Genomic DNA, 21428 nt, shown 5'->3' on the forward strand with positions numbered 1-21428 from the left:
GCCAAGGACATGCAGGCTGACGGCTCAGACTCTGTAGGTACCGATGAAGTCGGCGCCGCTGGCGGGGCCGCATCGAGCGGCACGTCCAAGCTGGCGGGACGCGTGGCGTGCATCACCGGCGGCACACGCAGCATCGGGCGCGGCATGGCCGAGGCGTTCTTGGCTCATGGCGCTCGGGTAGTGGTCAACGGACGCGACGGTGACAAAGGACGACGCGCCGTCGAGGAGATGTGCGACTCGCTCGGCGTCTCTGAGGCCGATGTGGCGTTCTTCGCCGGGGACGCCGCTCGTCAGGAGACCGTGGAGGGACTGGTCGATTTCGCAGTCGAGACGTTCGGGCAGCTCGACATCTGTTGCCTCAACAGCGGCGGCGTGCGCGAGACCGCACCGATCTTCCAGATGACCGACGAGGAATGGCGCCTCGAAGTGGACTGGAACCTGAACCAAGTGTTCTGGGGCATGCGCCGAGCCCTGCAGCACATGGTGCCACGTCAGTCCGGGCGGGTGATCGTGACGTCGTCGGTGGAGGGCAAGCTGGGCAAGCCCGGCATCGGCGGCTACGCCGCCACCAAGCATGCGGTCAACGGCCTCGTGAAATCCGCTGCGGCCGAGGTGGGCACGCTGGGAATCACGGTCAATGCCATCTTGCCTGGGCTGATCGAGACCGACATCGTGCGTGCCACCGGCCCGGCCAGCGCCGAAGCGATGGGCCTCGGAAGCTACGAGGCGTTGCTGGAGGCGTTCGCGCAGGAGTCGGCCATCAAGCGTCTCAACACCGTCGAAGAGGTGGCAGACGTAGCGGTGCATCTCGCTTCGGATGCGGCCCGCAACATGACCGGCTGCATGTTTCCGGTGGACGGTGGCACGATGCCGTACTAGGTGTGCAGTCAAGGTGCTCGTGCTCTGGAGATTGTGTGAGTTCGTCGTCTGCGTCTGCTGTACCATAGCGATGCGCTGGATGCTTGAGGAGTGGCGTTGATGCTTGGCCGTAGTCGCGTTGCACGTTTTGGGTGCCGTCCTGGGGAGGGGGGGGGGGGTTGTTGCGTGGCTGATGGGCTGCGCGCTGGTGCCGGCGGTTGGCGCAGTTCGGTTTGGGGGTTGGTTGGGGTAGTGCTGTTGGCGGCTGGGGTGGTGTTGGTGCCGTCGTCGGTGGGGGGTCAGGGTTCGTCGGGGCCTGCGGCGCCGACGGGGTTTGTGATGGTTGGTGTGTTGGGTGGGGTGCAGTTGTTTTGGGATGATCCTGGGGACAGCAGCATTACGAAGTATCAGTATGCGACGGGTTCGGACAACTGGTTGGACTTGCCTAACACGGACGGGTCGTCGACGTCGGCGGCGCTGTCGGGGCTGTCGGGGACGGTGCGCATGAAGATCCGGGCGTTCAGTTCGGTGGGGGGCGCGGCGACTAATGTTCGTGCGACGGTGGTGCCCACATCGGTGCTGACGGTGTCGGTGGCGCCTGCGACGGTGGCGGAGGGCGATTCGGGGACGGTTGATGTGACGGTTTCGGTGACGTTGCCGGCTGCGGCGCCGTCGGGTGGCGCGACGGTGACGTTGAGCCGTGTGGAGGGGGGCGGCGACAAGGTGACGTGGAACACGAACACTTCGGGTTCGACGTCGTGCAGTGCGCCGTCGCCGGCGTCTGCTGATGTGTGCTGGCCGAACGGGGTGTCGTTCCCGATCGCGCAGGGCAACACGACGGGGTCGATGGTGTTCAAGGTGAGGGCCGACACGGTGCAGGAGGCCGCGACGGAGTATCTGATCTTGCGGGCGGATGCGACGCCGGGCAATGTGCGCGGCTATGCCCGCCTGCTCGTTACCGACGACGACGGCGACAATGCGCCGACTACTACTACTACGACTACTACGGTGCCGGCGAGGAAGCCGACGGGGTTGCGGTGTTCGCATCGTGCGACACCGCGGTCGACTTTTGATCTGTTCTGGACGAAGCCGACCGATTCTTCGGGCATCCGCTATTACGGGGTGCAGATCGGGCGTCCTGACGGGTCGTCGGATCCGGCGGCCAATTTAGCGGGTTCGAATTCTGGGAGCACTTCGTTCGCGTGGAGTCGGTCGGGGGTGTTCGACGGCAAGTGGCGTTGCCGGATCCGGGCGCGGTACCCGGCCACGCCCGGGACGGATGGGTGGGGGCCGTGGTCGGACTGGGCGGAGACCACGGTGGGCACACCCGCCACCACAACGAGTACCACTACCACGGCACCGTCGACGACGACCACCACGACTACATCGCCGACCACGACCACCACTACGACGACAACAACCACAACGACCACCACCACCACGACCACTACGACGACTACGACCACGACGACTACGGCACCGCCGACTACGACCACGACGACTACGGCACCGCCGCCGACGACCACCACCACCACGACCACCACGACGACGACCACTACGACTACGACCACGACACCGCCGACTACGACGACGACGACGGTGCCGGTGCCTGCGAAGCCGACGGGGTTGTCGTTCAGTCGGCGTGGCAGCACGAACACGTTCGATGCGTCGTGGACGAATCCGAACAATGCGTCGATCACTCGGTGGGCGTACAGGTGGGGGACTCCTGCGGGGACGAAGTCCTCGTGGAGGAATGTGCCGGGTTCGGGCAGTTCGACGACGTCGTTGGCGTTCAGTCCGCCGTCGGGGATCACTGCGGGCAAGTGGAGGTTGCAGATTCGGGCGCGTAACGCGAGCGGGCTGGGGCCGGTGTCGTCGTGGGCGTCGTTCACCGTCCCCACCACCACCACAACAACCACCACGACCACCACTACGACTACGACCACCACCACCACGACCACCACCACGACGACCACAACAACCACCACGACTACGACGACGGCACCGACGACCACGACTACGACGACGGCACCGACGACCACCACTACGACGACGACCACGACATCGCCGACTACGACGACGGCACCGACGACCACTATGACTACGACGACTGCCGCGACGACCAGCACGACGACGACGGCGCCGCGGTCTTCGTCGGGAGGAGGCTCCGGCGGCGCGGGCGGTTCAGGCGGGGGCGGCGGTGGGGGCGGCTCTGGCGGTTCGGGTGGTTCTGGTGGTGTGGCGGTGTCTGGGAGGCCGTGGCAGCCGTCAGGTGTGCGCGTCGAGTCCGGCGGCGGTGTGCTGCTGGTGTCGTGGTCGGTGCCGGGCGGCGGTGCTTGTGAGGCGTCGGGCTTTCTGGTGCGAATCCGCGAACGGTCTCGTGGCGGCGGGTCGGGTGTGGGGCGTGTGGTGGCGGAGTCGCTGGTGCTGTCGGGCACCACGAGCTGGCTGGTGACCGGCCTCACCCCCGGCGTGAGCTACACCGCAGAAGTGCTGGCGTACAGCGCTGTGTGCTGGAGCTTCTCGCCTGCGGTGACGCGCACGTTCACGGTCACCGCGGCGGGCAGGCCGCCGGTTCCGCCGAGGCGTCCGTTGATGAGCCCGATGCCGGTGCAGGAACTGAAAGTGGACACCGGCAAGCCGGGTCGGGTGACGGTCACCTGGACGAAACCGGCTGCCACGCCGGACGTGCAGCGCGATGTGCGTTGCGCGTACACCCGTCCGGGTGTGCCGCACTGGGTGAAGACCGTCCGCTACGCCTATGAGGTCCACAATGTGACCACCGGCGAACGCGTCGGCGCGGGCACCTTCGAGTCCGCCGGCCCCACCCTCACACGCACCGTGACGCTCACCGGTCACGCAGCGGGCGCGGGGTATCGGCTGCGTGTCAGCGTCGTGGCCTATTCGGAGACCTGCAAACGCTGGTCCGCGATACGCCGCGTCTTCTGGTGGACCAAAGCCCCATAGGCGCCGGCCGCGGCTGTTTCGCCGACTGACCCGCAGCAGCCGTAGCGGTACACCTCGCCTCCGATACGGCACGCAACATGACCGGCTGCATGTTCCCGGTGGACGGCGGCACGATGCCGTCCTAGGTGCCTTGGACGAGGTCTGGGACGTGTAGCGGTGTGTCGGTCGGCAGGCGGAATGTAGGCTCGGCTTGTTCGGTTCGGTGTGTAGAGTGAGCCGGGTGAGTGAGTCGGCTGGTGGCCGTCGGAATGGGAATGGTATCGATGAGTTGTGACGGTCGTGTGAGCTGTTCCTGCGGGGGGGGGGGTGCGTGGCTGAGCGGCCGCGCGCGTTGGCGGGCCGTTGGCGCAGTTCGGTTTGGGGGCTGGTTGGGGTAGTGCTGTTGGCTGCGGGTGTGGTGTTGGTGCCGTCGGGTGTCGGGGGTCAAGGCACGGCGCCTGCGCAGCCTGTGGGTTTGGTCGCTTATGGTATGCAGGGCGGGATCGGGCTGTTTTGGCATGATCCGGGGGATTCGTCGATCATCAAGTATCAGTACGCCACGGGGTCGAGCTTCGCTGAGGCGGAGACTTCGACGAGCTGGACCGACATTCCGGGCTCGGGTGCGGGGTCGACGGCGTCGCCGAGGTTGGCGTTGAGCAGCACGCGGTATGTGAAGATTCGGGCGGTGAACGCGAGCGGCAACAGTGTGGCGTCTGATGTCAGGGTGGCGACGCCGCGCACGTCGGCGAACACGATGAGTCTCTCGGTGCAGCCGTCGACGGTGACTGAGGGCAACGCGGACGTGACCAATGTGTCGCTGGCGGTGTCGTTGCCTGAGGCGGCGCCGCAGGGCGGCCTGGTGGTGACGCTGTCGGGCATCACGGGTTCGGGGACGGCGTCGGCGACGTGGAATCTGAATTACGCGTCGACGTCGTGTTCTGCGCCGAACCCTGCGACGGCTGACATCTGTTTCCCGAACGGGAAGACGATCACGATCGGGCAGGGGGAGAGCGCGGGCACGTTGGTGTTCGGTGTGATCGGGGACACGACCCAGGAGTCTGCGACTGAGTACCGGGTCATCCGGGCCAGCGCCCCGGGCTCTCTCCAAGGAACAGTTCGTTTGTTGATTGTTGATGATGATGGTGCGAATTCGCCGGTGCCGGAGGTGCCGGTGGGTTTTGTGGTTGTGCGGGGTGTGGGTGGGTTGCGGTTGTTGTGGGTGGATCCTGGTGATTCGTCGATTTCGAAGTATCAGTACGTGGTGTTGCCGACTGCGACGAACACTCGTCAGGCTGCGAGGGATTCGACGGCGTGGGTGGACATTCCGAATTCTGGTGCGTCGACGGTGACGTTTTTGGCGCCTGCGTCTGCGGCGAGTTGGGTGAAGATTCGGGCGGTGAACGATGCGGGGAACGGCGAGGAGACCGAGCCGTTCAGCGACGCGCCGGGGACGGCGGGCAATGTGATCGTGGCGCGTGCGAGTCCGGTGTTGGTGACGGAGGGCGATTCGGGGACGAAGAATGTGACGTTGTCGGTGACGTTGCCTGAGGCTGCGCCGGTGGGGGGCCGGTCGGTGAGGGTGAGGGCGGTGTCGGGTCAGACGGCGACGGTGAACTCGAATTACGATTCGTCGACGTCGTGCAGTTCGCCGTCGTCGGGTGCGGATTACTGCTGGCCGAACGGGGACACGATCAGCATCGCCCGGGGGGAGACGCAGGGTTCGTTGGTGTTGGGTGTGCTGGGCGACGAGGTCGACGAGGACAGGCACGAGTCGGTGTACCTGCGTCCCGCGTATCAGGACGAGGACGTTGGGGCGGTGCTGGGGTGGGCGGCGTTCGTGATCGTGGACGACGACGAGGGCTCCTCGGGCGGGGGTTCGTCGGATCGGTTGCCGCCGAAGCCGTCGGGGGTGACGTTGGAGCGGCGTGCGGGGACGAACACGTTCGATCTGTCGTGGTCCGATCCGGGTGATTCGTCGATCACGAGCTGGCGGTACAGGTATCGGAAACCGGACGGGACGGAGTTGGGGTGGTTGACGGTGTCGGGCTCGGACGCGGAGACGACTACGGTGGCGTTCACTCCGAGCGGGGGCATCGGCGACGGGACCTGGAGGGCGCGTGTGCAGGCCCTCAACGCGAACGGCGAGGGCGCCGCGTCGGACTGGGTGAGCGCCCGCATAGGCGAGGGCGAGACCGCCACCACCACCACGTCCGCCACCAGCAGCACGTCCACCTCGACGTCCACGACTTCTGTGTCGACGACGGTTGCGGCGGGGGTGCCGGCGAAGCCGACGGGGCTGTCGTTCTCGCGGCGTGCGGGGTCGAATCTGTTCGACATGACGTGGACGAACCCGAACGATGCGACGATCAATTTGTACCGTCGCCAGTGGGAGACCCCGGCGGGGTCGCGGTCGGGGCAGGTGAACATCACCAGCTCGGGTGCTTCCACGACGTCCGCGGCGTGGGGCCCGGTCGGGGCGATCGGCAACGGCAGGTGGCGGGTGCGCATCCAGGCCCGCAACACCAACGGGTGGGGACCGTGGTCGGACTGGGCCACCCACACCGTCGGCGCCACAACAACCACCACCACCACGACTACTGCTGCCACGACAACGACCACCACTGCTGCGACGACCACGACGGCTGGTGCTACGACGACGACTGCTGCGACTGCTACGACGGCGGCGCCGAGGGTCCCCTCCGGAGGCGGAGGCGGTTCTGGCGGCGGCGGCTCCGGCTCGGGCGGCGGTTCGGGCGGAGGCTCGGGCGGCGGTGGTTCTGGTGGTGTGTCGGTGTCGGGGAGGCCGTGGGCGCCGTCGGGGGTGCGCACTGTGTCGGGGGGCGGCGTGCTGTTGGTGTCGTGGTCTGCGCCCGCAGGCGGCGCTTGCGGGGCGTCGGGGTATCTGGTGCGCATACGCGACAGCAAGGGGCGTGTGGCGGCGGAGTCGCTGGTGCTCTCAGGCGTCACGAGCTGGCTGGTCACCGGACTGACGCCCGGCGTCGGGTACACGGTGGAGGTGCACGCCTACAGCGCAGCGTGCTGGAGCTTCTCCCCGCCCGCCGCCCGCACGTTCGCTGTGACCGCCACAGGCGACCCGCCTGCGGTGCCCAAGCGTCCGTTGGCGGCGCCGACGCCGGTGCGGGACCTGAGCGTGGACACGTCCAGACGCGACCGTGTGACTGTCACCTGGGCCAAGCCGGCTGCGATCAGCGACACGCGACGCGACACGCGCTGCGCGTACACCCGCCCGGGGGAGCCGCACTTCGCCAGACGCGTCCGCTACGCCTATGAGGTGGTGAACATGACCACCGGCGAACGCGTCACCGCAGGCACCTTCGAGTCCAACAGTCCCACCCTGACACGCACCGTGACGCTCACCGGCCACGCAGCAGGGGCGGGGTATCGGCTGCGGGCAAGCGTCGTGGCCTACTCCGAGGCCTGCAACCGCTGGTCCCCCATCCGCCGCACCCACTGGTGGACCAAAGCCTCATAGCCGCAGTCGCCCGCCGCGCCGGCCGAGCGCGCCCCGCGCCGGCCGGCAGCCGGCTGTTGGACAGCTCGACAGGCTGGTGCGGTCACCGCGAGCCTGCATCTGGCGGGCGGCGAACGATCTCACCAACCAGGGCGGAACGCGGCCAGGCAAACCGCCGGGGGACCGTGCGACACCCGTAGTTCGGGGCGAGCGGTCCCACCGGCGAGGGCGGAGCGTGGGCAGGGGAACGGTGTACGACCGACCGGCGCCCGTCGTTCGGGGCGAGCGGTCTCACCAACGAGGGCGGGGTGTGGGCAGGGGCCTCCGCGCGCAGTTCTGCGACGCCACCCACCCGCGCGCCCAGCAGATGCGTCGCAGCTGTTTGAGCACGGAGGCCCCTGCCCACACCCCGCCCGGACAAGACACAGCCGACAGTCGCGCTCGCAGCCAGTCACCCTCAGCGTTCAGCAATGGCGTCGCAGCTGTTTGAGCACGCAGGCCCCTGCCCACACTCCACCCGGACAAGACACAGCCGACAGACAGCGGCGGCTACAGCACGCTGACAGCGTCGATATCCACGACGTGGTTGAACATGCGCGTCGTGTACGCCTCGGCCCAAGCCGCACCGCGCTCGTTGCCGGTGTCGAAGGTGCCGATGAGTGCCATCGCACCTGACAGGTAGTAGAGCGCCGCTTCTCGGTATGCCGTGAGCGCGTCGTCGAAGGCGTAGTCGATGCCTTGGTCGACGATGCGCCCGTGCCACCGGCGCAGCAGCGCCTCCCAATGCTGCGCGGCGTCAGCGTGCGGCACGCTGGTGCCGACCATGTAGGCGATGTCGGCGACGCCGCGTCCCGCGAGCGCCAGCTGGAAGTCGATGAAGGCCACCTTGCCGCTGCCGTCGGCGGCGAAGAAGATGTTGTCCAGCCTCGTGTCGGTGTGGATGAGGGTGGTGGGGCCGCCGGCGGTTCGTTCGTGGATGTCCTCGAAGCGGGGCGCGAGCGCCAAGGCCACGTCGACGGACTGCGGGGGCACCTTGTCGGCCCAGTCCGACTGCAGCCCCTCCAAGCCCGCCCGGTAGAGACCGGGCACCACTGCGGTGTACTGCGGCGCGTTCGGCTTCGGCAGCCACTCCATGCGGTCCAGCTCAGGGCTCTCCCACCAGTGGACATGGAACTCGGCCAGCGCATCGACGACCTGCTCTGCTTGGGGGATGGTCGCGCCGACGATCTGGTCGCCGACAGTCCAGTTCGTGCTCATGTCGTCGAGCAGCAGCACGAACTGACCGTCGGGGCCGCGCTCCACCAGCCGGCACGCGGGTGCGTGCATCGGCGAACGGTCCAGCACCTGTTCGAACATGTGCATCTCGCGTTCGTAGATGCCGAGCATCTGCGCGACATGGAGGTTGGCGGGCTCCGTACACGGCATCTTGGCCACCAAGGAGGTGGACGAGCCGTCTTCGAGCGTGAGCGACAGGCGTGCGATCTCGCCGAAGATGCCCGTGCCGTCGCCGATGTCGGTGACGGCGACGTCCACGATGGAACGACCGGCGGTGACGGCGCTGTTGCTCCCGCCAACGGCGTCATTCAGCCATTCGGCGGTGATGTCTGTCGGTGTCATCGGCAGTGTCATGGTGTCCTTCCCTGCGCCACGTCGTCGCCTATCGCGCACACGCTGTCACTGCTCGTGTCGGTACCCCACCGACAGCAGCTTCGCTCGAAACTAGACGCTGGCCGGGATGCTGCACCGAGCGCGTAACACCGTCACTGCAGTCGCCCCAAGTTCACCTTCGGCGGGCTTGGCGCAAGACGGCGCGCATCCCGTCCGCGGCTGCCTGCGCTGCAAAGGCGACATCGTCCGCCCACAGCTGCGCTGAGCACACTTCGAGACCGATCGGCGCGGTCGAGCCCAGCTCATCGAGGACGCGGACCATCTCGACGAGTGCGAACTCTCCGTGTCCTGGCGGGACCCGATTCGTCAGGCAGTCGTGGAGGTAGTCGGGATGCGCGGGCGCCACCGGACCGTCGTTGAACTGCGTCGCGAAGATCTTGCTGCCGTTCAAGCAGCGCAGGTCGTCGAGGTCGTTCGTGGAGCGGGTGAGGTGCCAGCTGTCGAAGCAGTAGCCGCCGCTGGGGTGATCGGCTTCGCTGACGATCTCGCGGGCCACGGCTGCGGTGGGGATGTTGGTGAGCGAGGGAACCCACTCCAGCCCGACGAGCAGTCCATGGTCGGCGGCCCGGTCGCACAGCGCTGCGAACCCCTCCGCCGCTTGGGCGATGGCGCCGCTGTAGCTGCCGATGGCCTGCAGGTAGCGGCATCCGAAGCGATCGGCGATCTCGTACGCGAGGGCTTCTTGGCGGGTGCATGCCGTGTCGGCACGGTGCGGGCTGGCCCAGCCCCGTACCACCTCGATGTTGGCGATCACCAGCCCGGTCTCCGCCAGCGCTCGCTCGATTCGCTGCACCTCTGCGGCGTCGGCTCGCAGTCGTTCCCAAGCGCCGAGGTACAGCCCGACTGCCGCGAAGCCGGCGTCTGCGGCGGCGCGTATGCGTGCCGGCACGTCGTCGAAGCGGGGACGGCTGAAGTGATCCCAGACGAGGTCGTTCGGGCCGAGACTGCGTGCGTTGTCGCTCATCGAGCGAGTCTTGCGCGCAGCGCGGGTACTGTCGCGCCCATGGGTGAGCATCTGGCCGGCTCGGCGCTGCCCGCCAACTCAGCCGCGACCGCTCGTGGTCCAGGCTTGACGCTGCGAGAGCAGCTTCTGGCTGACCCCATTCGGCCGCCGGAACCGCTGCTGACCGAGTCGCCGTCGTTCGAGGGCGACGAGGACCTCCCCTTCGAGCCGTACCTCAGCGCGCGCCATGCCGAGCAGGAAATCAGCCATGTGTGGGGGAAGGTGTGGCAATGGGCCTGCCATCTCGACCACCTTCCCGAACCTGGCGACTACTGCGTCTACGACGTGGGGCCGTACTCGGCACTCGTGGTCCGGGCCGGTCACGGCGAGATCAAGGCCTACGTCAACTCCTGCATGCACCGTGGCACGCAGCTGCGTCCGGCCGGTTCGTGCGGATTCGCGCAGCAGCTCACGTGCCCGTTCCACGGCTGGACCTGGTCGCTGGAAGGCGAGCTGATCGACGTGCCTTCCCGCTGGGACTTTCCCCATGTCAGCGCTGAGAGCCACCGATTGGCGGAGATTCCGGTGGGCGTGTGGGGCGGCTTCGTGTTCGTGAGCTTCGACCCGGACGTGATGCCGCTGGAGCAGTACCTCGGTGTGCTCCCTCGGCACTTCGCTGAGATATGCGGTGAATGGGATCTCGATCAGCGCTACATCGAGACGCATGTGCGCAAGCGTCTGCCGTGCAACTGGAAGGCCGCCGCGGAGGCGTTCATCGAGGCGTACCACGTGCGCGAAACCCACGCCACGGGCCGGCCCGGCGACGAGGTGACTGCGCAGTACGACGTCTTCGAGCCCAACGTGTCTCGCTTCATCCACACCATCGGCATGGACGGACCCGAGCGACCGGTCCCGCGGACCGAGCAGCAGATGCTGGACCACCTGACCCGCAACATTCGCCACGGCATGGAACCGTTGGAGCTTCCCGCGGGACTACGAGCGCGTGATTTCTACGCGCAGCTCACCAAGGACACCATGGGCGCTCAGTACGGGCACGATTTCTCGGGCTTGAGCCAGTCGGTCACGCTCGACAGCATCGAGTACTTCTTGTTTCCCAATGCGTTCTTCTTCCCGGGCTTGTCGCTGCCGATGGTGTACCGCTTCCTGCCGGACCCCGACGATGTCGATGTCTGCAGCTTCGAGCTGTTGATGATGCGACCGCGGCCCGCGAACGGCGATGCGCCCCCGCCGCCGCAGGTGGTGGAATTAGAGGTGGACGACAGCTACACGCTCGCGAGCGGCCTCGGCGGACTCGGGCGGGTGTACGACCAGGACACCGCGAACTTGGCGGCACAGACGCGGGGATTCAAGGCCAGTGCCAAGGCCGGTCAGACGCTCGGCAACTATCAGGAGTCGCGGGTGCGGCATCTGCAGCGGCGCGTGCGTGAGTGCATCGCCGCCGGCGAATCCGCTGCGAAGCCGTAGCCGTTCTCCTGTAGCCCTTGAGCTGTAGCTCTCAGGCTGGGCGCTGCGACTGGGGCTCGGCCGCTCAGGCCCACAGCGGGTCGGCGCTGCTGCCACGTCCGCTGCGAACCCAGCGCTCGCCCATCGTGGCGTAGATGCGCTCGACGCTGGTCCCGTCCACACGCAGGTGGCGCTGAGCGATCTTCCAGTGACCGTCACGTTGTGCGAAGCGATCGATGTAGCGGCCGTTGAAGGTGTGCAGCCTCGCTCCCTCTGAAGTGTCTTCCCAGTGGAACGCCAGCACGTAACTCTCGACCGTGGCGCCGGTCGCGTCCGCGTCGAATTCGATGGCCGTGTTGCTCAGCCGGTGCTGGGTCGCCACGAACTTGGCTTCGAGGGAAGCTGGCGCGGATTCGGCGAACTGCTCGATGCGCAGCGGCGTCGGGCCGTAGTCGTGCAGTGTGGCGCCGGGATGGAACGCAGCGCAGATGAGCTCCGGACGCAGCCGGTCGATGCCGCGGCAGTAGGTCAGCAGCGCATCGTGGATCTGGTGTCGGGCCGCCTCCATGTTGTCGCTGTGCGCAGAGGGCGTCACGCTCGCGACCCGCCGTCGACGACGAGCACATGCCCGTTCACGAAGCAGGCCAGCTCGCTGGCCAGAAACACCGCAACGCGAGCGATGTGGTCGGGGTGGCCGGCAGTCCGCAGCGGATTGGCCGCGATCACCGTTTCGATGTCCAAGCCGCTGGCGAGCAACGCGGGAGTCTCGGCGCGCACGCCCGGTGTGTCGATGACGCCCGGGGCAATCGCGTTCACTCGGATGCCCTTCGGTCCGAGTTCGTTCGCGAAAGCACGCGTCAGCGCGACTACCGCTGCCTTTGAGGCGCTGTAGGCGGAGATGTGCGCCCCGCCGCCGAGCGCAGCAATGGACGCCATGTTGATGATGCACCCGCCGTTGGGCATCCGCTTGGCGGCTTCGCGCGCAGCGCTGAACTGAGCCCGCACGTTGACCTCGAGCATTCGAGCGACGAACTCGTCGGTGGCGTCGAGCATCGAACCGGTGGTCGGGAAGATGCCGGCGTTGTTCACGAGCACGTCGATGGCGTCGGTGCCTGTGCCGGCAGCCGCAGCCGACAACGCCTCGGCGAGGTCGCCGGGCTGGGTGATGTCGCAGCGTGCGAAGGCTGCACCAACCTCCGCGGCCGTCGATGCGGCGTCGGGGTCGGCGTCAGCGATGGTCACCGCAGCACCGGCTTCGAGGAACCTGGATGCGATGGCCCGCCCGATGCCTTTGCCCCCTCCGGTGACCAGCGCTCGCTTGCCACGCAGATCTATCAGCGCTTCAAGCGGTCGGGCCTCAATTCGATTCTCGTTCACGTTGCGACCTTAGATGCCGCGTCAGCGAGATGCCCCGCAGATGCAGCGCATGCAGCAAGCCGCTGACATGACGTCGCGTGAGCGAGCCCCGCTTCCGGTCACCTCAGTCGCTGCACGGTGCGTGCGAGCTGCGCGAACCTGAACGGCATGCGCAGCGCCTTGGCTGACGGTCGGGTGCCGGACGAGGGACGCGGCTCTATGCCAGATCACGCAGGGCCAGGCCACACAGGGTCACACCACACCGCATCCCGAGACCGCAGCGAGTACGCCCCGACCGACATTGAGGCGAAGGCTGTCGATGTGGTGGTCATGGGCGGCGGTGCCGCTGGACTGGTTGCCGCTATCGCCGCGGCAGACGGCGGCGCCTCGGTCGCGCTGGTCGAGAAGTCGGATCTCGTCGGCGGCACCACGGCGATGAGCGGCGGGATCATCTGGATGCCGGTGAATCACTTGCAGGCCGAGGCAGGCATAGCCGACAGCCGCAGCCAAGCACTCGCGTATCTCCAAGCGCTCTCGTTGGGGCGCATCGACTCCGACATGGTCGCCACCTTGGTGGACACCGGGCCCGAGGCGCTGCGCTACCTCGACGAGCACACCCCGTGCGGGTTCCACCTGATCCGCGGCTACCCCGACTATCACCCCGAGCATCCCGGGGGTCTGCCGGGCGGCGGGCGCTCAGTCGACAACGCGCTGTTCAGCTTCGACGAGCTCGGCGACTGGGCGGCATGCGTGCGTAACGACCGCGGCGCCCATCCGATCATGCTCACCGAGACGCCGCTGGGCGGTGCGACCGAACTGCCGCCTGCTGAGGTGCTTGCTGAGCGGGCGCGACGCGGTGAGCACGGTATGGGGCTGGCGCTGGTAGGGGCGCTGTTGCGCGGCGTGCTGGACCGAGGAATTGCGCCGTTGCTGCGAGCACCGGCCCGCCGCCTGATCACGCAGGATCACTCTGCGGACCCCGGCGGCAGCGGCGCTCACGGGCCCGATTCGGGAGCGCGTGTGCGTGGCATTGAGCTGGTCGACGGGCGTGTGATCCGAGCCGGAGCGGCGATCATCGCAACCGGCGGTTTCGAATGGAATCCTGAGCTCACCGCAGCCTTCTTGCGAGGCCCGATGACGGCGCCTGCGGGTGCGCCGACCAACACGGGCGACGGGCTGAGCATGGCCATGTGGGCCGGCGCGCGGCTGGACAACATGTCCAGCGCTTGGTGGGTGCCGGTGGTGCGGGTGCCCGGCGAGCACAGCTTCGGGCATCCTCGGGTGCGGCTGATCCTGCTGGAGCGAACCCGTCCTGGATCGATCATGGTGAATGCGCTCGGCAAGCGATTCACCAATGAGGCCGGCAACTACAACGCTATGGGCGGCGCGTTCCACACCTTCGACGCCGCCGGCTTCTGCTACCCGAATCTTCCGTGCTGGCTCGTGTTCGATCACCGACACAAGCTGAGCTACGACGTCGCAGGAGCACCGCCCGGGTCGGAGGCGCCGAGCTGGATGGCACGCGCCGACACGCTCGACGAACTCGCCGGGAAGATCGGCGTCCCGGCTCGCTCGCTGGAGGCCACGGTGGCGCGCTTCAACACCGACACAGCAACCGGAAGCGACACGGAGTTCGGCCGCGGTGACAGCGCGTACGACACCTTCAACGGCGATCGGCGCATCGCTGGCGTCGGTGCGACGCTCGGGCCGCTCGACGAGCCGCCGTACTACGCCGTGGAGATCGAGCTCGGTGCGCTGGGCACCAACGGCGGTCCCAAGACCGACACGAGGTGTCGCGTGCTGGCGAGTGCCGGCGGTGTCATCGACGGTCTGTACGCAGCGGGCAACGCGATGGCGGCACCCACCGGGATGGCCTACGGAGGCGCCGGCGGCACGCTCGGCCCCGCCATCACCACCGGCTTCATCGCGGGCCGCGATGCCGCACGCACCGTCGCCGCAGCGCCGTGAATTCCAAGACAGTCGCCACGCACGCACAAGAGGCTCAACCCACCAGCACCCTGCGGACAAACCCCGGCACGACACATCGCTAAGATGCTCATGAAGATACAGTTCCGTTGGTGGCCTATGGTGGTCCTGCTCATGGTAGCTGCCTGCACAATCGGCGAGAACACAACTGATCCAGCTAGCGACAATTCGAGTGCAGAACCGACGCAATCGGTGCCGATATTGTTGCCGACGCATACCGATACGCGGCCGACTCCAACAGCGGCAGCCACTGCTACTTCGGGGAGCGTTTGGGGCCCACGTCCAGCGAATGTCCTGCCATTACCGTGGGCAGACTTCCATGAGATGTATGAGCCGCAATGGTCAGTTTCGGGCGAAACAGCTTCGATAGAGTTTGAGATTGAAGGAACGTTGCGCATAGATGGTCGATGTGCGTATCTCGACCAGGGGCGTGATCTGCAAAGCGACTCAGACTTCATGGTGCGCTTCGTGCTGAGTTTGCCGAAGGGTCTTACCCAATACGACGAGACAAGCGACGAGCTTTGGCTGCATCAGCGCATGCACGTTCAAGGTCCGTTCGGACACGAAGACGAAGTCATCATCGACGACGCAGACGGTGGCAGCATCCGCAGCACCGAATGTGGAGACTATCCCATACGGGCAGTACGTGGCATCGAGCGCTGTATTGACCGCCATCACTACCGTTGCACTGTCGCTGCATATTCCATGGCTTATGGTGTGCTGCCGTCAGAAGCACAGCGACGTCTCGACCGTGTCCCAGAGATGGAGATGGTGCTTGCTAGCTTGCGAACATTAGAGTCTACGCGAACTGCTGGCTGGGATATTGACGCTCTTGATTGGTATTTTGTGGACAGGTCAGTGGCAGGTACAGGTGTGCTCCCGCGGCCGGACGAGCCGTTCGTCGCTTGGCTATGGTTGACCGGCCAAGAACCGCCAAACCCTGCCGCCGCTGCGCTCGCTGCACAACACCACGATGTGGAGATTCGCACCGGTGCCGCCGTGACCCACGCTGCGCTTATCGCCGCGTATGAGGCGTTCGACAACGGCCGTGGAGTCTCTCTGCTTCTTGAGGCTGCCGACGGTGGACAGCGCCGATGGGAATTGGCCGAAATGCTGGCCAAGACATGGGTCGATCACCGTGCCAACCGACTCAGCATTGTCGTGGACCCGACCCGGATGGCACGTACAGATGCGTGGGCGCTGCTCGGCGTTCACACTGGAAAAGGCTTCCCTCCAGATGATGCCGAACTCTTTGCCAAGCTCGAGCAGGAGCTGCGGCCACTCATTGAGGTTCCGTTCGCCGTCGTTCGAGGACAGATGGTGGCTGAAGAATACGACTAGCGTTCGATGAAGTCGTGGAGCAGTTGCGGCACGCGCATGGCCGAGGGGATGCGCTCTGGCCCGATGACTCTGTCGAGCTGCTCATGCAGGTGCCAGATGCGCCGTTCTTGGTAGTTGAGGGGAATGCCGCGCAGGGCCGGTGACTCCATCGATTCCTGCATGGGCGTCATGTTCATCATGTCCTCGTCCATGATCTGGTCGAATCCGGCGCGCTGCTCTTGCCAGTGCTGCGGCAGTTCGCCGTCGCCCCAGTCGTGGCGACCGCCGGCAGTGGGGGCGTAGTAGATCCAGTCGAGGCGGGTGGATCGCTTGTCCATCGGCCAGAACAGCAGCACCGGAAAGCCGATCCGCCCGAGCGGGATGATGATGTTCGGAAACAGGCTGATGGCCGTGCTGGTGCAGTCGACGATCGCCGGCACACGGGGGGCTGTCGCGAACGGGCCTTGGTCCAGCAGCTTCCAGTCATCCCACGAATCCATGCCCACCCGCTGACAGTTCTGCTTGGAGTAGGGCGTGATCATGCGGCTGTGGCCGTTCGGGTACAGCCCCATCGCCGCCCCTCGGTTGTCCAGCACCGACACGCCATTGCGAGAGTGGATGTGCCGAAAGTGGTAGACTTCCAAGAACGCCTCGGCAGTGACCTTCCAGTTGCACGGCACGACCACGCTGCGGCGGTAGATCTCTCGCAGCTGCTCGCAGTCGAAGGGCTCGAAGATCTCCGCGATGGGGCCGATCCAGTCCGCCAAGGGCTGTGCGGCCGGGTCGCGATTGACGAAGACGAAACCTGCGAACGTTTCGCAGCTCACCTGCGGCAGGCAGCGAACCGACCGGTCCAAGCCGACGAAGTCGCGCTCGTCGGGCAGCGAGACCAGCGTGCCGCCGTCGATCTCGTACGTCCAGGAGTGGTACTGGCACCGCAGCCTGCGTGAGCTGCCGCGTGCCTCACGTACCACTGGTGCTCCCCGATGCTGGCACGTGTTGTAGAAGCAGCGGATCCGGCCATCGGTGCCGCGTACCACCAGCAGCGGAACGCCCAAGTCCGCGAACACGAAGTAGTCGCCCGGCGCAGCAACGTCTTCGGCGCGCCCGGCGATGACCCACGTGCGGGGCCACAGGTGCGCGTTCTCGAGCTGCGCGAACTCGTCGGAGGTGTGCCGAGCCACGGGAATGTCGTCGAACGCAGGAAAGCCGTCGGGCGGGCCGACACGCCCGAACTCATAAGCCATGTCGGACCTGATGCGGTCGATCAGCGCGGCGTCCATCCGTGTTCGACCCTAACGAGCTCGACGATGCAGGGCAGCCCGACGTGGCTGCGTGCGGCTCGACCTGCCGGACCTGCACGCCGAGTTCGTCACGCGTCCAGCTCGTCCCCGCCGAGATAGCTCGCCGCCAGCAGTTCTTGATGCTGCTTCAGCTCGTCAGCCGTGCCTTCCATGACGATGCTGCCGCGGTTCATCACATACGCTCGGTCCACGACCTCCAGCGCCATGTGAATGTGCTGCTCCACGATCAGCACACCGGCCCCGGTGGACTCGGCTACATCGCGCACCAACGGCAGCAGCCGTTCGACGATGACCGGCGCCAGCCCGAGGCTCATCTCGTCCACCAGCAGCAGTCGCGGGCGTCCCGCCAGCGCCCGCGCCATGGCCAGCATCTGCTGTTCCCCGCCGGACAGCAGTCCGGCCCGGCGATCCAGCAGTCCGCGCAGCGCCGGCAGCATGTCCAAGGCGTGATCGAGGTCTTCGGACTCGTTGTCGGACTCGCGCAGACCCAGCCGCAGGTTCTCCTCGGTGGTCAGATCGAAGAAGAGCGAACGGTCTTCGGCCACGTGAGCCACGCCGAGTCGTGCGTTTCGATGCGGGTACTTGGTGTCCACGGCGATGCCGTCGATCCGCACCTGTCCGGCGAGCGGCTTGATCAAGCCCGAGACGGTCAGCAGCGTGGTCGTCTTGCCCGCGCCATTGGGTCCCAGCAGCGCCACCACCTCGCCTGGACGAACCGACAGGTCCAGATCGCGCACCACCGCGACGCCTCCGTAGCCCGCGTGCAGGCCCGAGATGGCAATGCCTGCATCCGCGGACGCCGAACCGGCATCGGCGTCGGTCGAATCGCCGTTCAGCGCTGCCGCAGCTCCTCGCCGCGAGCGACGCTTCCACAGGGACCGCTGCTGCGTGCTGCTGCTCACTGGGCTTGCCGTGCGTCTTTGGCGCCGGCCTCTTGCAGCGCGCTGGCCGACTCGCCCAAGTACGCCCGCACCACATCAGGGTGGGATCTGATCTCTTCGGGCGTGCCGGCAGCGATGATCTTGCCGAAGTCGAGCACGTAGATGAAGTCGCACACGTTCAGTACCAGCCCCATGTCGTGGTCGATCAAAAAGACCGTGATGTCGTGGTCGAGAAAGGAGCGCAGCTGGCTGCCCAGCACCTGGCTTTCGGCAGTGTCGAGTCCTGCGGCGGGCTCGTCGAGCAGTACCAGCTTGGGTTGGGACGTCAGCGCTCGGGCGACGCCCACCAGCTTGCGCTGCCCGTGCGACAGGTCGCCAGGGCTGGCAGCGCGGTGTTCGCCCAAGCCGAGCACCTCCAGCGCCCAGTCCACCTGCGGTTCGACGCCGGTCGTGCGCGACGGCCGGACGAGATCGCCCAAGAAGCTGTGCCAGCGGGGCCGTTCGGCCGCGACCAACAGGTTGTCCTCGACGCTGAGATCGTCGAAGAGCTCTAGCGACTGGAACGTGCGAGACAGCCCAGCCTGGGCACGCTCGTGCGGTTTCATGGTCAGTAGATCCGCCCCGTCGAGGAGCGCGCTGCCGGCCGACGTGGGGACGAAACCGGTGATCGCGTCGATGAACGTGGTCTTGCCGGCGCCGTTCGGCCCGATGAGTCCCACGAAGCCGCCGGTCTCCACGCTGATGCTCACAGCATCGTTGGCATGCAGCCCGCCGAAGGTGACGGTGAGGTCGCGGGTCTCGAGCAAGCTCACCGCTGCACGTCTCCTGCACTGTCCGCGGCATTTCCCGAATCATCGTTGCCGGAGGCCACACTGACCTCGGTGCTGCCTGCGCTGCCGGTGCCGCGCTCTTCGGCGGCCACGGGACCCCAAGCGGGCGAATCGGGCGCAGGCACGTAGAACATCCCGCCGGTGCCGGTGGCGATCCGAACGATGGCCTGCACCAGCGCGCGCACGTTCAAGCCGATCCACACCGCCAGCACCAGCATCCAGCCGTTGAAGTGCGCTTGGCGTGTCCAAACCAGCCATCCCAACACGAGGCTGATCGCCACCGTGGGCGCGAGCCGAACCAGCAGGCGACGCCAGTGGGCCCAGTGGGCGTAGCGTATGAAGTTGCGCAGGACTTGGTTGACCTGCAGGTTCAGCATCGCAATGCCCTCGCCGTTCGTGATGATCGCGTTGAGGATCAGCCCGAGGGCGCCGACGGCGGTGATGTAGTCCTTGGTGACATCCGGGAAGTGATGGCTGAGGGTGTAGGCCAGAATGCCCCCGGCGGCGATCAGCGAGCCGTACACGGCGCCCGACGCCATCGAGATGCCGCCTAGGTAGGCGAAGGCCACCACCGCGATGCCGACGAAGACGTTGTAGTTCTCAAAGGAGATCGACGACAGTTTGTAAGCGGTCAGCACACCGCCGACGCCGGCCAGCGCGGCCGCGATGCCGAATCCCAGCAGCTTGTTGCGGGCCACGTCGATGCCGGCAGCCGCAGCGGCACGCTCGTTGGAGCGAATGGCCAAAAACCGCCTGCCGGTGCCGCCTCGACGCAGGTTCGTCACGGCAACAGCGCACAGCAGGACCAACACGACAGCGAACACGGCGAACTGCCAGCGGTCGGGACTGAACGTCGCTGGATCCTGCACGCCGACATCGGCACCGAACATGCTCGGCCGGGGTACCGGATTGTTCGACTTCGCGCCCTCGCCCGACAAGAACTCGTTCTTCAGCACGAATTCCCGGATCGCGACCACGGCGGTGATGGTGACCACTGCCAGCTGCACGCCGCGAATGCGCAAGGCGGGCAGCGCGATGAGCAGGCCCGCCGCCACGGCGATGAGCACGCCGAGCACCATGCCGATCTCGTGCGGCAGACCGGGCCCGTCGACGGTCACGAACTGGAACTCCGTTTCCTTGGTGCCGTCGGACACCAAGCGCACCGTCATGTAGGCGGCCACGCCGCCCAGAGCCGTCTGCGCCAAGCTGATCTGGCCGAGGTAGCCGGTCAGCACCACCAGCGACAGCATCACCGGTATGGCCACCAGCGACGTGGTGAACGCCACCTCCCACGGCCCGCTGAACAGCCAGACGCCGAGCAGCGCCAGCATCAGCGGGAACGCCGCAGTGACCAGCGGGTTGCGTGTCTTGGGTGCGCGGGGCTGGCCCTTGACGCCGACGGTGCCGCGTTCGGGCACCTTGTCGCCTCGCAGATACAGGTACAGCACCACAACCGCCAGCGGGATGATCTGCCGCACGGCTTCAGCGCGCAGCAGTTCGGGCCACCAGTCCCGATTGGCGATGTTCACGAAACCCGACTGGACCATGCCCAAGCCGATGCCGCCCAAGGTGGCCAGCCACACCGACTTCAGGTTGCCCAGCAGCGCCGCTACCAGCGCGGGGATGACGAACAGCGAATAGTTGGACGGCGTGAGCGTGGCGATGCCGACATACAGCAGACCGGCGGCGCCGGCCATGAGCGACGCGAGCAGCCAGTTCAGCAGAGCCAAGCGCTGCGGTGAGTACCCGAGCAGCGTGGCGCCCTTCTCGTTCTCGTCCGCAGCCCGGGTCGCCAGGCCGAAGTGCGTGTGACGGTAGATCAGCGCCACGCCGCCGCCCATGATCAGCGCTGCGCCGAGCACCCACACACGGTCCACGCCGATGCTGGCGCCCAGCCCGAGGAAGTTGTCGATGGAGCCGGTCGGCAGGAACCCTTGCTGGGTGCGCAGCGCGCTGCCGAAGTGCAGCTGCGCAATGGACTGGAACCACAGCATCGCCCCGACCGAGCCGATGACTTTGGCCAGCGCCGGCGAGTTGCGCAGCGGTCGGAACACCAAGTAGTGCAGCATCACGCCGAGCAGGCCCGCCATGACCATGCCCAGGAAGATGGGAACTGCTTGGTCCCAGAACACGCCTGCTTCTTCGAACCCGGTGTCGCGGACGTTGATCCGCACGGGCAGGTTCAGCCAGTGGGTGGGCAGCGGATCGAACCACGGCAGGTAGATGTCCCCGCTCTGGCGCAGCTCGGACCACGTGTACGCCGCGTACATCGCCACGGCGCCGTGAGCGAAGTTGATCACGCCGGAGCCCTTGAAGGCAGCCACGATCCCCGAGCCGAGCATGGCGTAGAGACCGCCCGCTCCGATGCCGATCAGGATGGCGACCAGCAGGTCGCTCATC

16 protein-coding genes are annotated in these 21428 nt (G+C 66.8%); 6 read left to right on the plus strand and 10 right to left on the minus strand.

What is annotated here, in order from left to right:
* Nucleotides 1-9 precede the first annotated feature (9 nt).
* A complete protein-coding gene (locus ACOGI4_RS04405; RefSeq protein ID WP_419842718.1) occupies nt 10-879 on the plus strand; it encodes an SDR family NAD(P)-dependent oxidoreductase in 870 nt (289 codons plus the stop codon).
* 386 nt (nt 880-1265) lie between these two features.
* On the opposite strand, the gene ACOGI4_RS04410 is transcribed toward ACOGI4_RS04405, so the two are convergent.
* Nucleotides 1266-1730, minus strand: coding sequence for a hypothetical protein (locus ACOGI4_RS04410; RefSeq protein WP_419841905.1), 465 nt, complete (start codon nt 1728-1730; stop codon nt 1266-1268).
* On the opposite strand from ACOGI4_RS04410, the gene ACOGI4_RS04415 reads away from it, so the two are divergent.
* Nucleotides 1717-3825 carry a hypothetical protein gene (locus ACOGI4_RS04415; RefSeq protein WP_419842719.1) on the plus strand — a complete coding sequence of 703 codons (2109 nt, stop codon included), beginning with the start codon at nt 1717-1719 and terminating at the stop codon, nt 3823-3825. The genes ACOGI4_RS04410 and ACOGI4_RS04415 overlap by 14 nt on opposite strands.
* A 528-nt stretch (nt 3826-4353) precedes the next feature.
* Here the strand turns inward: ACOGI4_RS04415 and ACOGI4_RS04420 are convergent.
* Nucleotides 4354-4557 carry a hypothetical protein gene (locus ACOGI4_RS04420; protein ID WP_419842720.1) on the minus strand — a complete coding sequence of 68 codons (204 nt, stop codon included), beginning with the start codon at nt 4555-4557 and terminating at the stop codon, nt 4354-4356.
* 1 nt (nt 4558) lies between these two features.
* Between ACOGI4_RS04420 and ACOGI4_RS04425 the strand changes: the two genes are divergently transcribed.
* Complete coding sequence (locus tag ACOGI4_RS04425; RefSeq protein WP_419842721.1) at nt 4559-7297, plus strand: fibronectin type III domain-containing protein; 2739 nt, start codon at nt 4559-4561, stop codon at nt 7295-7297.
* Nucleotides 7298-7825: 528 nt separating this feature from the next.
* Here the strand turns inward: ACOGI4_RS04425 and ACOGI4_RS04430 are convergent.
* Nucleotides 7826-8905 carry a phosphotransferase gene (locus ACOGI4_RS04430; protein ID WP_419842722.1) on the minus strand — a complete coding sequence of 360 codons (1080 nt, stop codon included), beginning with the start codon at nt 8903-8905 and terminating at the stop codon, nt 7826-7828.
* 151 nt (nt 8906-9056) lie between these two features.
* On the minus strand, nt 9057-9908 hold the full coding sequence (locus ACOGI4_RS04435) for a sugar phosphate isomerase/epimerase family protein (RefSeq protein WP_419842723.1): 852 nt from the start codon (nt 9906-9908) through the stop codon (nt 9057-9059).
* Between the two features lie 39 nt (nt 9909-9947).
* Between ACOGI4_RS04435 and ACOGI4_RS04440 the strand changes: the two genes are divergently transcribed.
* The gene (locus tag ACOGI4_RS04440) at nt 9948-11372 is read left to right on the plus strand and encodes an aromatic ring-hydroxylating oxygenase subunit alpha (protein WP_419842724.1); all 1425 of its coding nucleotides are present in this window, start codon (nt 9948-9950) and stop codon (nt 11370-11372) included.
* Between the two features lie 64 nt (nt 11373-11436).
* On the opposite strand, the gene ACOGI4_RS04445 is transcribed toward ACOGI4_RS04440, so the two are convergent.
* Nucleotides 11437-11946, minus strand: a complete 510-nt coding sequence (locus ACOGI4_RS04445; protein ID WP_419842725.1) for a nuclear transport factor 2 family protein — start codon at nt 11944-11946, stop codon at nt 11437-11439.
* A complete protein-coding gene (locus ACOGI4_RS04450) occupies nt 11943-12728 on the minus strand; it encodes an SDR family NAD(P)-dependent oxidoreductase (protein WP_419842726.1) in 786 nt (261 codons plus the stop codon). Before ACOGI4_RS04450 ends, ACOGI4_RS04445 begins: the two co-directional genes overlap by 4 nt.
* 147 nt (nt 12729-12875) lie before the next feature.
* On the opposite strand from ACOGI4_RS04450, the gene ACOGI4_RS04455 reads away from it, so the two are divergent.
* Nucleotides 12876-14675, plus strand: coding sequence for an FAD-dependent oxidoreductase (locus ACOGI4_RS04455; protein WP_419842727.1), 1800 nt, complete (start codon nt 12876-12878; stop codon nt 14673-14675).
* A gap of 342 nt (nt 14676-15017) precedes the next feature.
* Entirely contained in the window at nt 15018-16034 is a 1017-nt protein-coding gene (locus ACOGI4_RS04460) for a hypothetical protein (protein WP_419842728.1), read from the plus strand.
* Here the strand turns inward: ACOGI4_RS04460 and ACOGI4_RS04465 are convergent.
* The 4 genes from ACOGI4_RS04465 to ACOGI4_RS04480 all read right to left on the minus strand — a co-directional run bounded on the left by ACOGI4_RS04465 (nt 16031) and on the right by ACOGI4_RS04480 (nt 21427).
* On the minus strand, nt 16031-17296 hold the full coding sequence (locus tag ACOGI4_RS04465; RefSeq protein WP_419842729.1) for an aromatic ring-hydroxylating oxygenase subunit alpha: 1266 nt from the start codon (nt 17294-17296) through the stop codon (nt 16031-16033). The two genes, ACOGI4_RS04460 and ACOGI4_RS04465, sit on opposite strands and share 4 nt — an antisense overlap.
* 89 nt (nt 17297-17385) lie before the next feature.
* Nucleotides 17386-18219, minus strand: a complete 834-nt coding sequence (locus tag ACOGI4_RS04470) for an ABC transporter ATP-binding protein (RefSeq protein WP_419842730.1) — start codon at nt 18217-18219, stop codon at nt 17386-17388.
* Nucleotides 18216-19010 carry an ABC transporter ATP-binding protein gene (locus ACOGI4_RS04475; RefSeq protein WP_419842731.1) on the minus strand — a complete coding sequence of 265 codons (795 nt, stop codon included), beginning with the start codon at nt 19008-19010 and terminating at the stop codon, nt 18216-18218. Before ACOGI4_RS04475 ends, ACOGI4_RS04470 begins: the two co-directional genes overlap by 4 nt.
* On the minus strand, nt 19007-21427 hold the full coding sequence (locus tag ACOGI4_RS04480) for an ABC transporter permease (RefSeq protein ID WP_419842732.1): 2421 nt from the start codon (nt 21425-21427) through the stop codon (nt 19007-19009). The genes ACOGI4_RS04475 and ACOGI4_RS04480 overlap by 4 nt, the downstream gene beginning before the upstream one ends.
* Nucleotide 21428 lies beyond the last annotated feature (1 nt).

The sequence above is a fragment of the Candidatus Poriferisodalis sp. genome (assembly GCF_965205175.1).
Classification (GTDB): domain Bacteria; phylum Actinomycetota; class Acidimicrobiia; order Acidimicrobiales; family Poriferisodalaceae; genus Poriferisodalis.